This is a genomic window from Polaromonas sp. (assembly GCF_041689105.1).
Lineage (GTDB): Bacteria > Pseudomonadota > Gammaproteobacteria > Burkholderiales > Burkholderiaceae_C > Polaromonas.
In genome coordinates, this window is the sequence record NZ_JBDNGU010000067.1 from 14,399 (window position 1) to 26,940 (window position 12,542).

The following is a 12,542-nucleotide window of genomic DNA, read 5'->3' on the forward strand; positions in this document are numbered from 1 at the left end:
CGATGTCGGACGAACGCAGCATGGGGGCTCGATGGATAGGCATTGCGGGCCCCACGGCGTCGGGCAAAACCGCCGCAGCGCTGGCTGTCGCCGCCCGGCACCCGGTAGAAATCATCAGCGTCGATTCAGCCCTGGTCTACCGGGGCATGGACATTGGCACGGCCAAACCCCTGCCCGCCGAACTGGCCGCCGCGCCGCACCACCTGATCAACATCCGCGACCCGCTGAAGGCCTACAGCGCCGCAGAGTTCGTCGCAGACGCTGCGCGGCTGATTGACAACATCCGTGAGCGCGGCAAGCTGCCACTGCTGGTGGGCGGCACCATGCTGTACTTCAAGGCCCTGCGCGACGGGCTGGACGACATGCCCAAAGCCGACCCGGCCACCCGTGCCGCGCTGGAAGCCGAAGCCGCCGACAAGGGCTGGCCAGCCCTGCATGCCGAGCTGGCGGCGGTGGACGCACTGACGGCCGCGCGGCTGGCGCCCAATGATTCTCAGCGCATCTCGCGCGCGCTGGAGGTGTACCGCGTGTCGGGTCGGCCACTGTCGTTTTTCCAGAAGCAGCATGCTATCGAAAATGTAGCTGCTAACGCCCATTCGACAAGGGCTGGAGCCCTTATTTCTCTTGAACCGCAAGACCGCACCTGGCTGCACGCGCGGATTGCGCAGCGCTTTGGCGCCATGCTGGCCGCCGGTTTTCTCGACGAGGTGCGTGCCCTGCGCGCGCGCGGCGACCTGCACCCCGACCTGCCGTCCATGCGCTGCGTCGGTTATCGCCAAGCCTGGGAAATCCTGGACGCCTTGGACGCGAGCGAGGCGCGCGGACTCGATGGCCTCTTTCCGATGGCGGAACTGCGCGACAAGGGTATCGCCGCCACACGCCAGCTCGCCAAGCGCCAGATCACCTGGCTGCGCTCCATGCCGGACCGGCAGGTGGTACCCTGCGATGCGCCAGACGCAGTGCAGCAGGTGCTTGATCTCGTGACCACGCTGGAGGCGTCTTGAACCCGGAAAAATCCCCCGCCCGTCATCCCGGACGTGATCCGGGATCCATGCCGCATGAACCATGTCAGGCGCTGGCGCAGCATGGATGGCGGGTCACGCCCGCAATGACAGATTTAACGCCGGGCTTCTTGCCATGAGCCTGCGCATCCACCAGCTCGGCAAACATTACGGCGACGTCCCCGTCTTCAGCGACGTCTCGCTCGAGGTGGCGCCCGGCGAATTTGTCGCCATCGTCGGCGAGTCCGGCGTCGGCAAGTCAACGCTGCTCAACTGCATGGCCGGGCTCGACACCTGGGACACAGGCTCGGTCAGCCTGGACGGCGTGGACCTGGGCGCGCTCAGCGACGACCAGCGCGCGCTGCTGCGCCGTGAAAAGGTCGGCTTTGTCTTTCAGGCCTTCCACGTGTTGCCGCACCTGGACGTGGCGCAGAACGTCGCCCTGCCCCTGCTGCTGCTTGGCCTGCACGACGATGCCCGGGTGCAGGCCCTGCTGGAGGCCGTGGGCCTGGGCGGCATGGGCCAGCGCCTGCCGCAAACGCTCTCGGGCGGGCAATTGCAGCGTGTGGCGATTGCCAGAGCGCTGGTACACCGGCCCAGCCTGCTGCTGGCCGACGAGCCCACCGGCAACCTGGACCCGACCACCGCCGCCAAAGTGATGGATGCGCTGGTGGCACAAATGCGCACCCACGGCGCCTCGCTGGTGCTGGTCACGCACTCCGAAACTGCGGCAGCACGCGCCGACCGGGTACTGCACCTGAGCAGCGAAGGCATCACAGCTTAGGGCGGGCGGACAGCGCCACTGCCCGCTCAGCGCGAGCCCAGCAACTCCGCATAACGCGCCAGATCTACATTGCCGCCGCTCACAATCACACCAATGCGGGCACCCCGAATCGCGTCTGCGTCAGCGTATGCGTCCGCACACGCGCCTGCAAAAGCCAGGCAGCCGGTCGGCTCTACTACCATCTTCATGCGCTCCGCAAAGAAGCGCATCGCCTCGACAAGTTGCACATCACTGACGGTCAGGATGTCATCCACATCGCGCCGGATGATGCCGAACGTGTAATCGCCCAGGTGCTGGGTTTGCGCGCCATCGGCAATGGTTTTTGGCGTGGCAATGTGCACGATGTGGCCCGCACGCAGCGACTGCTGGCCGTCGTTGCCGGCTTCGGGTTCGACGCCGTAAATCTTGCACTGCGGTGCCAACGCGCGGGCTGCCAGCGCCGAGCCGCTCGTCAGCCCGCCACCGCCCAGGCAGATATACAGCCGGTCCAGCGCGCCGGTTTCCTCAAGCAGTTCTTTGGCGGCCGTGCCCTGGCCAGCGATCACATCGGGGTGGTCAAAAGGCGGGATCAGGGTCATGCTGCGCTCCGTCGCGAGCCGCTGCGTCAGCGCCTCGCGGTCTTCAGTGAAGCGGTCATACAGCACGACTTCGGCGCCGTAGTCGCGCGTGGCTGCGAGCTTGGCCGCCGGGGCGTCCTGCGGCATCACGATCAGCGCCGGCATGCCCAGCAGCCGCGCCGACAGCGCGACCGCCTGCGCGTGGTTACCCGAGGAAAACGCAATGGCGCCGGCCCGCCGCTGCGCGGCGTCAAACCGCGATAAGGCGTTAAAGGCCCCGCGAAACTTGAAGGCGCCCATGCGCTGGAAGTTCTCGCACTTGAAGAAAAATTGCGCACCCCAGCGCGCATCGGCGGTGGCCGAACGCAGCACCGGCGTGTGATGCGCATGGCCTGCCAGCCGCGCAGCGGCGGCAACAACATCGTCATAAGTGGGAAGTCGCATGGAAAATTAAACCTTTTTTCAATGCTTTGTTCAATGCCTCGGGTTGAACAATAGCTCAATCAGCATTCGCACGCTAAAAGGCACAATCAGACCCATGCGCGCCCTTCTTTTCACCTTCTCCTGGCAGGAACTGCTGCACCACAAGTGGCGCAACGCCGCGGCCGTGATGGCGGTGATGCTGGGTGTGGCGCTGGCGTTTTCGGTGCACCTGATCAATAACTCGGCGCTCAGCGAGTTCTCGCAGGCGGTGCGCTCGGTCAACGGCCAGCCCGACCTGGAGCTGCGCGCTGCGCGCGGCGGCTTTGACGAGGCGCTTTACGCGCGGGTTGCCGCGCACCCGCAGGTGGTTGCCGCCAGCCCGGTGCTGGCGCTCGACACCTATGCCATCGCCGCGGACAACCAACGCGTGGCTCTGCGCGTGGTCGGTGTGGATGCGCTGGTGGTGGCCACCCTGGCACCGGCGCTGATGCCGATGCCTGCTGCCGGCGCTGACCGTCTGGCGCTATTTTCGCCCGGCACCGTCTTTCTCAATGCCGCCGCGCGGCAGGCCCTGCCGGGCGAACGGCTGCGTCTGCAAAGCGGCCTTCAGCTGCTGGACGTGGCTGTCGCGGGCAGCGTCAGCGCCGGCGGCACGCCGCTTGCGGTGATGGACATTGGTGCCGCGCAGGATTTGTTTGACCGCGTCGGCCAGCTCTCGCGCATCGACGTGCGCCTGCAACCCGGAAGCCTGGCCGGCAGCGACCGTGCCGCTTTTCTGGCCTCGCTCCAGTTGCCAGCCGACATCACGGCCACCGAGCCAGGCGATGACGCCCAGCGCGTGAGTAATCTTTCGCGTGCCTACCGCGTCAACCTCACCGTGCTGGCGCTGGTAGCGCTGTTCACCGGCGCCTTTCTGGTTTTTTCGGTGTTGTCGCTGAGCGTCGCCAAACGCGCGCAGCAGTTCGCCCTGCTGGGCGTGCTGGGCCTGACCGGGCGCGAACGGCTGCGCCTGGTACTGTGGGAGTCGGCGCTGCTGGGCGCGGTCGGCAGCGCCGCCGGCATCGCGCTGGGAACGGCGCTGGCGGCACTGGCCTTGCGGCTGCTGGGCGGCGACCTGGGCGGTGGCTATTTCTCGGGCGTGAAACCAGCCCTGCAGTGGGATGCTGGCGCGGCGCTGGTCTACGGGCTGCTCGGCATGGCTGCGGCGCTGGTCGGCGGCTGGTGGCCGGCGCGCGCCGCGCAAAAATTGCCGCCCGCGCAAACCCTCAAGGGCCTGGGTGCGCCGCCGGCCGGCGGCACACCGTGGCGCCTGAGCCTGCTGCTGGTGGGCGTCGGCGCGTTGCTGGCCCTGAGCCCGCCGGTGGCCGGCATCGCGCTGGGCGCTTATTTCTCGGTCGGGCTGCTGCTGGTGGGCGGCATCAGCGCGCTGCCCTGGCTGATCGCCCTGCTCTACGACCGTATCGCCCCGCGCGTGGAGCGGCGCCTGCTGCCGCTGCTGGCGGTCGAACGCGCGCGCCGCGTGCGCGGCAGCGCGGCCGTGGCCGTCAGCGGCGTGGTCGCCTCGCTGAGCCTGGCGGTGGCGCTGACGGTCATGGTGGCGAGCTTTCGCGACTCGGTCACGCACTGGCTGGACGTGGTGCTGCCGGCCGACCTGTATGTGCGCAGCGCCAGCCAGACGGCGGCCAGCGACACGGTGTTTTTCAGCCCGGAATTTGTGCAGGCGCTGGCGCAACTGCCGGGCGTGGCGCGCGTCGGCTCGCTGCGCGTGACCAGCTTGCTGCTCGACGCGAACCAGCCGGCGGTCGCGCTGATCGCGCGCGACCTGCAGGACCCGGCCGGCAGCCTGCCGCTGGTGGGCGAGCCGCTGCCGGTGCCGGCCGGCCTGGTCGGTATTTATGTGAGCGAACCCATGCTCGATTTGTACGGCGCGCGCCCCGGCACGGTGTTCACGCCGCTTTCACAGTCTTTTGGGGCTCTAGCCCTTGACAGACGGACGTCACCAGCTATCAATTCAGGAGCAGTCCAAGCTGCGCCTGCCAAGCAGCCGCCCAGCACGCAAGGCGACAAGCGGGGGGGCGAACACTTCTTCGTGGCCGGTGTCTGGCGCGACTACGCCCGCCAGTTTGGCGCCATTGCCATGGACCAGCGCGACTTCGAGCGCCTGACCGGCGACCGGCGTGTCAACGACCTGGCGCTGTGGCTGGTGCCCGGTGCCGCCGATGCGCCGCTGCAGCAGGCGGTGCGCGCGCTGGCGCAGGCCCAGTCGCCGGGTGCCGGCGAGCTGATCGAGTTTGCATCGAGCCGCCAGATCCGCGCGACCTCGCTGCGGATTTTCGACCGCAGCTTTGCCGTGACCTACTGGCTGCAGGCGGTGGCGATTGCCATCGGCCTGTTTGGCGTGGCGGCCAGTTTCAGCGCCCAGGTGCTGGCGCGGCGCAAGGAGTTTGGCCTGCTCGCGCACCTGGGCCTGACGCGCCGGCAAATCCTCACGCTGGTGGCCGGCGAAGGCGCGGCCTGGACGCTGGCTGGCGCGATGGCCGGCCTGGGCCTGGGGCTGGCCGTGTCGCTGGTGCTGGTGCATGTGGTGAACCCGCAGAGCTTTCACTGGACCATGGACCTGGCGCTGCCCTGGGACCGGCTGCTGGCGCTGTGCGCAGCCGTCATCGTGGCCGGCACCGTCACCGCCTGGCTGGCCGGGCGGGCAGCGGCGGGCAAGGACGCGGTGCTTGCGGTCAAGGAGGATTGGTGAGGTGCCGGTGCAGCCAGATCGAGCCACTTACCCGCTATCCTGTGGAGCCCGGACGCACCGAACGGAAACACCCGCAGCCACCACTTGTTCATCATGAACCCGACTCATATTCCGACACTTTTTGTACCTGGGACAATAGGATCGTTGCAGACGGCAATTGGCCGTTGCTTGGGTGCTGAATACCGGTCTGGTCCCGTTGAGCCACTACAACCCGGCGTGTCAAACACAGGCTACGGCTCGCCCCTCAGGACGGAGAAGCAGGAGATGGTCGGTTTTTCTGTTCCGGAGACTGCAAGTTGAGCCTCGACTACACCACGCTCAACCTCTTGCGCCAGAGCCATCCCGCCTGGCGTCTTTTACGTTCGGATCATGCGCCCCTGATTGCGAGTTTTTTGCAGCGCGTATTTATCACACCCAACGCTCGCGCCATGGCGCAAGCAGATTTGGCCGAAGCACTGGAAGACGAATTGTTTGGCCTGAGAGCCCATGTAGGCTCGGAAACCTTTCCCAAGTCTGCTCTCGAATACCTTAACGATTGGGCCGCACACGAAAAGGGATGGCTGCGAAAGTTCTATGCAGCAGGCTCTGATGAAGCGCAGTTCGACCTGACGCCGGCCACCGAAAAGGCCATTGCATGGCTTGCCACGCTGACTGAACGCGCCTTCGTAGGCACCGAATCGCGTTTGTTGACGCTGTTTGAACTGCTCAAGCAGATGAGCGACGGAAGCGAAACTGACCCGCAGACTCGCGTTATCAAACTCCACAAACGGCGAGATGAAATCGACGCAGAAATCGCTCAGGTGCTGGAGGGAAATATTCCACTGCTGGACGACACTGAACTCAAAGAGCGTTTTCAACAGTTCACAGCTTTGGCTCGCGACTTGCTAACCGATTTTCGCGAGGTGGAACAGAATTTTCGCCAACTGGACCGGCGCGTGCGTGAACGCATTGCCTTGTGGGACGGCGCCAAGGGCTCACTGCTGGAAGACATCATGGGCGAGCGCGATGTGATTTCCGATTCCGACCAAGGGCGCAGCTTTCGCGCATTTTGGGACTTTCTCATGTCGAGCCGCCGCCAGGAGGAGCTGACGACGCTGCTGGACCGCGTGCTGACGCTGCCGCCGATTGCTGATCTCAAGCCAGACGTCCGCACCCGCCGGGTGCATTACGACTGGCTGGAGGCAGGTGAGCACGCTCAGCGAACTGTGGCACAGCTGTCGCAACAACTGCGACGTTTTCTGGACGATCAGGCATGGTTGGAAAACCGCCGAATCATGGATATTCTCCGCAGCATAGAAGGCCAGGCTTTAGCGCTGCGTGAGTCGCCACCCATCGGGGAAGTGATGACTGTTGCGGCTACTTCGGCCGATGTTGAATTGCCCATGGAAAGACCACTGCATGTGCCGGCGTTCAAGCCCGTGATTGCCGACGTGGCACTGGAGTCTGGCGACGACGACCTGAATGCCGCCGCCCTGTTCGCGCAGGTGGTTGTTGACAAGGTGCAACTTGCCGGGCATATCCGCCATACTTTGCAAAATCGCTCACGGGTCACATTGCGGGAACTGACGGAAATACAGCCGCTACGGCAAGGACTGGCCGAACTGGTCGCCTATTTACAGCTCGCAGACGAGGCTTTCAGCGCAGTTGTCGATGAAGAAACGACTGAAATCATCGCCTGGGACGGCCCGGGGCGAGATGGTCTGACACATCCACGGCGGGCACATTTACCGCGCGTGATATTCGTTCGATAAACACGGGGAGATTGAATGACAGAAGACGATGGCGAACACCCCATCACGTCAGGGCTGGCGGCGGCGTCTGGCCCGGTGCCGGGAGCTTACGACTTGTCGGCAGTGGTTATTCCCCTGCTCAAGGGCGTCGTTTACCAAGAAACGGATGCCCGGCTATGGAGTGCGCTCTTCAGCTTGCAGTCGCGCGTGCGCGACTATGTCTCGGTGCTGGGCCTAGACTTGGTGCTGGACGAAGCAGAAGGCTATGCCTTTTTGCGGTCTCGACCGCAATTTTCTGAAGGTGTGGATGACCCGTCAGCAGAAAAGTTACCCAGATTGATCGCCAGGCGTCCACTTTCTTTTCCCGTGAGCCTGCTGTTGGCCCTGTTACGCAAGAAGCTGGCAGAGTTCGATGCGAGCGGAAGTGACACGCGGCTCATTCTCTCGCTTGATCAGATCGTCGACATCATCCGGGTGTTCCTGCCAGATAAAAGCAACGAGGCCAAGCTGATCGATCAGCTCGACACCCATCTGAACAAGATCGTGGACCTCGGCTTCCTGCGCCGACTCAAGTCCAGTAGCGGGACTCAGGCCAGCAAAGCGGGGACATTTGAGGTCCGGCGTATCCTCAAAGCCTTCATCGACGCGCAATGGCTCGCAGATTTCGACACCCGGCTCAACAGGTACCGGCTGCAACTCCAGGCTGGTTTGGAAGGTACTGCGGATGAATGACAAGCAAGCTCCGGAGCTGGATTTCGTTGCGGACGACACCTTGTCGGGTTTCCGCTTGCACCGCCTGGAAGTTTTCAATTGGGGAACATTTGACGGCCGCGTTTGGATACTGCACCCGGATGGCAAAAATGCATTGCTGACCGGCGATATCGGCTCGGGAAAATCCACGCTGGTGGATGCCGTGACGACGCTGCTGGTTCCCGCGCACCGGGTGGCTTACAACAAGGCTGCCGGCGCCGACAACAAGGAGCGCACGCTGCGGTCCTATGTGCTCGGGCACTATAAATCCGAGCGCAATGAAACCAGCGGTGCATCAAAGCCTGTGCCACTGCGGGACCACAACAACTACAGCGTCATTCTCGGCGTTTTTTACAACGAGGGTTACGACCAAACCGTCACGTTGGCGCAGGTGTTCTGGATGAAGGATGCGCAGAGCCAGCCCGCCCGGCTGTTTGTCGGTGCGGAGCGTTCCTTGTCGATCGCTACAGATTTCGCGCATTTCGGTACGGATATCGCAGCCTTGCGCAAGAAACTGCGATCAGGCGGTGCGGAAATAGCCGACAGCTTTCCACCCTACGGTGCCTGGTTTCGCCGCCGCTTCGGCATTGAAAACGACCAGGCCATGGAGTTGTTTCATCAGACGGTGTCGATGAAGTCTGTCGGGAATCTAACTGACTTTGTACGCAGCCACATGCTTGAGCCTTTTGATGTGGCACCGCGCATCACAGCGCTCATCGGCCATTTTGACGATCTGAACCGAGCCCACGAGGCCGTGCTCAAAGCCAAACGCCAGGTGGAACTGCTCACGCCGCTGGTCGCGGATTGCGAGCGTCATGCTTTTCTTTCTATAAACACCGACGAGCTGCGCAGTTGCCGCGACGCGCTCAGGCCTTACTTTGCAGGTTTGAAGCTTGGTTTGCTCAACCGGCGCATCACGACGCTGGGAGAGGAATGGGAGCGCCTGGACGCGCATGTGCAGCGCCTCGACGGGCTCCGTAATTCGCAGCGCATCCAGGAGAGCGGACTTAAACGCAGCATTGCCGAAAACGGGGGCGAGCGGCTGGAACAGCTGGCCACAACCATCAGCGAAAAATTGAAAGAAACTGACAGGCGACGTGAAAAAGCAACGAACTACAGCACCCTCGCTCGGTCTGTTGGCTTGCTCAAGATGGGGTCGGCAGCCGACTTTTTATCGCAGCGGCATAGTCTGTCGGGTATGAAGCAGGCGGAGCAGAACCGGGATGCCGATCTTCAAAACGATTTGACCGAGCATTCGGTGACACTTCGCCAAGGCAAGCAAACGCATGATGGCTTGGCTGCCGAGATCACAAGCCTGAAGGCAAGGCGCAGCAATATTCCAGCAGACCAGATCGCCATGCGTACAGCCTTATGTCAAGCCGTGAGCCTGTCTGAGGGTGACATGCCTTTTGCCGGCGAGCTGCTTCGAGTGCGGGACGAAGAACGCGATTGGGAAGGCGCTGCCGAACGGCTGCTGCATACCTTCGGACTGTCGCTTTTGGTACCAGATATCCATTACGCCGAAGTATCTGAGTGGGTGGATAAAACACATTTAAGAGGCCGGCTGGTTTATTTCAGAGTGCGAACAGGTGTGCGTGCAGAGACGCCAAGTCTTCATCGTGATTCCCTGGCGCGCAAGCTGGCGATCAAGCCTGACTCCCCTTTCTACGCTTGGCTGGAGCGGGAGGTTTTTCACCGCTTCGATGTAGCCTGCTGCACCACACAAGAACAGTTCCGCAGGGAGGTGCACGCGATCACCCGTGCCGGACAGATCAAGTCCCGTGGCGAGCGTCATGAAAAAGATGATCGCCACCGCCTGGACGACCGCAGCCGTTATGTCCTCGGCTGGAGTAATTCCGCCAAAATAGCAACACTCGAAACTCAAGCCAGGCAGTTAGAGAAACAAATGGATGAAGTGGCAAGCCTCATCAGCAAGATACAGACCCAGCAGGGTTTGCTAAAAGAGCGTTTGGACTCATTGTCAAAACTTGATGTTTATGACAATTTCATGGAGCTTGACTGGCAGTCACTCGCTGCTGAAGTTGCCAAGCTAGAAGATGAAAAGCATGCGCTGGAGTCTGCCTCTGATGTGCTCATCACGCTGGCCGCACAGCTTGTTGAAGTTGAACAGGCGTTGAGAAAAATAGAAGCCCAACTAGAGGGGCAGGAAGGATATCGGGACAAACGCTCAAAGAACGAGCAGAAGAAAACCGACGCTGAAGCACTTCGCACGCAAATTCAGGCTCTGATGGAGGAGCCAAGCTTCAACGTACACGCTGCGTACTTTACAAAGCTCGACATCACAAGGGATGAAGCCCCTGGAGCGCACCCGTTGACTGTCGAGACGTGCGACAGCCGGGAGCGTGATATGCGGGACTGGCTTCAAACCAAGATTGATGCAGAAGATCAAAAACTCAAACGGCTGCGCGACAAGATCATTCAGTCAATGGCAGCGTACAAGGAAGCATTCAAGCTTGAAACGGCAGAGGTCGATGCCAGTGTAGAGGCTGGGTTTGAATATCGGGCCATGCTCATTGAGTTACAAGCCGACGACCTGCCCCGCTTCGAGGCGCGCTTCAAAGAACTACTCAACGAAAACACGATACGCGAAGTCGCCAATTTCCAGTCGCAGTTGGCGCGGGAGCGGGAGACAATTCGGGAGCGGATTACACGGATCAACGAATCGCTCAATCACATCGATTACAACCCCGACCGCTTCATCGTACTGGAGGCCCAGCCAACACCCGATGCAGATGTTCGCGATTTTCAGACAGAGTTGCGCGCCTGTACCGAAGGCGCACTGACAGGCTCGGACGACGCCCAATACTCAGAAGCCAAATTTCTTCAAGTCAAGCACATCATTGAGCGATTTCGAGGGCGAGAAGGCCTGTCCGAGCAGGATCGTCGTTGGGCCAGCAAGGTCACTGATGTGCGCAGCTGGTACGTATTTGCTGCCAGCGAACGCTGGCGTGCAGACAACAGCGAACATGAGCATTACTCAGACTCCGGGGGGAAATCGGGAGGTCAAAAGGAAAAGCTGGCCTACACCATCCTCGCAGCCAGTTTGGCCTATCAATTTGGTTTGGGGTGGGGAGAAGTGCGCTCCCGTTCCTTCCGCTTCGTAGTGATTGACGAGGCTTTCGGACGCGGATCTGATGAATCAGCGCAGTACGGTCTGCGTTTGTTTGCTGAGCTCAATTTGCAGTTGCTCATCGTGACGCCCTTGCAGAAAATTCACATTATTGAGCCTTTTGTTTCAAGTGTCGGCTTTGTACATAACGAAGAAGGCCGCGCCTCGAAATTGCGGAATCTTTCCATTGAAGAGTACCGCTCGGAAAAAGCTCAGGCGACGGTATGAGCTGGACAAGCCCAGCGGACCTTCGTGCACAAATTCAAAAACTCTGGGACCGCGGAGAGTTGCTCGCCAGTCTCGTGACAGGAAAATCGCTGTTCCCCTTGCGCTTGGCTATCAAAACCCCTACATCAAGGGAGATGGCTGACAGTTTCGACGCAGTCCGCGTCTGGGTTGGCGAGCTACGTTCCATGCCATGCTGCCGCGTCACCATGCGGGAATTCAGGCATCGGGTGTTCGGCACGAATAGCGTTCCACACGAACTATGGGTGGATAGCCTCGACGATGCATTGGTACTCGTCGGCAAACGGCGGGATGCCGCGCACTTTGCCGCGCTTGTCCTTGCCACACGCGAGCGCGAGCCGAAATTGTTAGCTTGGCTGGCCAGACGGCCACTTCGAGCCCTGGAGTTATCCAATGACTGGCACCGACTGCTGGAGATCATTTCCTGGATGCGAGCCCATCCACGTCCCGGCATCTATATTCGTCAAGTAGATATTCCTGGCGTACATACCAAGTTCATCGAGGCATACCGTGGCGTACTCTCGGAGTTGCTGGATCTCGTTTTGCCACCAGAAACAGTTGATCCAGCAGCAACTGGCGCAAGCCAATTTGCACAGCGTTACGGTTTTCGCAAAAAACCACTTCGAATCCGCTTTCGCATTCTCGATGCAAAGCATGCATTGGGCATCACGAGCCCGGAACAAGATATAACCCTGGACGCCCTCAGTTTCGCGCGGCTGGAGGTCAGCGTTTCACGGGTGTTCATCACCGAGAACGAAGTGAACTTCTTGGCTTTCCCGACTGTCAAGGACGCCCTTGTCATTTTCGGTGCAGGTTACGGTTTTGAAATGCTGGCTCAAACTTCATGGCTAACCCGGTGTCGAATCTACTACTGGGGCGATATCGATACCCACGGGTTTGCCATTCTTGATCAGTTGCGCGCCCACTTTGGCCACGTCGATTCGTTTCTCATGGATCGCGCTACCTTAATGGCATTTGAATCCCAATGGGGTGAAGACGAGATGCGAACGCAGCGAGACTTGCCTCGGCTCACAGCGGATGAGTTGGCACTTTATGACGATCTGCGAGACAACCGTTTGCGCCCAAGGCTACGTCTTGAGCAGGAAAGAATAGGGTTCACTTGGGTGCAGGCCGCGTTATCAAAACTTGCCCACTGACTCAATCTGCCTGCT

Annotated in this window: 8 protein-coding genes; 7 read left to right on the forward strand and 1 reads right to left on the reverse strand. The window is 61.2% G+C overall.

The features are described 5' to 3' along the window. Nucleotides 1-2 precede the first annotated feature (2 nt). Both miaA and ACESMT_RS05620 read left to right on the forward strand, forming a co-directional pair. Nucleotides 3-1,004 carry a tRNA (adenosine(37)-N6)-dimethylallyltransferase MiaA gene (miaA, locus tag ACESMT_RS05615; RefSeq protein WP_372825590.1) on the forward strand — a complete coding sequence of 334 codons (1,002 nt, stop codon included), beginning with the start codon at nucleotides 3-5 and terminating at the stop codon, nucleotides 1,002-1,004. A 133-nt stretch (nucleotides 1,005-1,137) separates the two neighbouring features. Next, a complete protein-coding gene (locus ACESMT_RS05620; protein ID WP_372825591.1) occupies nucleotides 1,138-1,785 on the forward strand; it encodes an ABC transporter ATP-binding protein in 648 nt (215 codons plus the stop codon). A 26-nt stretch (nucleotides 1,786-1,811) separates the two neighbouring features. On the opposite strand, the gene ACESMT_RS05625 is transcribed toward ACESMT_RS05620, so the two are convergent. Continuing rightward, the gene (locus tag ACESMT_RS05625; protein WP_372825592.1) at nucleotides 1,812-2,786 is read right to left on the reverse strand and encodes a threo-3-hydroxy-L-aspartate ammonia-lyase; all 975 of its coding nucleotides are present in this window, start codon (nucleotides 2,784-2,786) and stop codon (nucleotides 1,812-1,814) included. Between the two features lie 94 nt (nucleotides 2,787-2,880). Between ACESMT_RS05625 and ACESMT_RS05630 the strand changes: the two genes are divergently transcribed. The 5 genes from ACESMT_RS05630 (at nucleotide 2,881) to ACESMT_RS05650 (ending at nucleotide 12,527) form a co-directional block, all read left to right on the forward strand. Further along, nucleotides 2,881-5,514: an FtsX-like permease family protein gene (locus ACESMT_RS05630; protein ID WP_372825593.1), complete on the forward strand. Its 2,634-nt coding sequence runs from the start codon at nucleotides 2,881-2,883 to the stop codon at nucleotides 5,512-5,514. Between the two features lie 296 nt (nucleotides 5,515-5,810). Further along, nucleotides 5,811-7,265, forward strand: a complete 1,455-nt coding sequence (locus tag ACESMT_RS05635; RefSeq protein ID WP_372825594.1) for a DUF3375 domain-containing protein — start codon at nucleotides 5,811-5,813, stop codon at nucleotides 7,263-7,265. 15 nt (nucleotides 7,266-7,280) lie between these two features. Further along, nucleotides 7,281-7,976 (forward strand): DUF4194 domain-containing protein, encoded by a 696-nt coding sequence (locus tag ACESMT_RS05640; protein ID WP_372825595.1) that lies wholly within the window; start codon nucleotides 7,281-7,283, stop codon nucleotides 7,974-7,976. Beyond that, nucleotides 7,969-11,352 carry an ATP-binding protein gene (locus tag ACESMT_RS05645; RefSeq protein ID WP_372825596.1) on the forward strand — a complete coding sequence of 1,128 codons (3,384 nt, stop codon included), beginning with the start codon at nucleotides 7,969-7,971 and terminating at the stop codon, nucleotides 11,350-11,352. Before ACESMT_RS05640 ends, ACESMT_RS05645 begins: the two co-directional genes overlap by 8 nt. Then, nucleotides 11,349-12,527: a DUF3322 domain-containing protein gene (locus ACESMT_RS05650; protein ID WP_372825597.1), complete on the forward strand. Its 1,179-nt coding sequence runs from the start codon at nucleotides 11,349-11,351 to the stop codon at nucleotides 12,525-12,527. Before ACESMT_RS05645 ends, ACESMT_RS05650 begins: the two co-directional genes overlap by 4 nt. The last annotated feature ends 15 nt before the right edge of the window (nucleotides 12,528-12,542 follow it).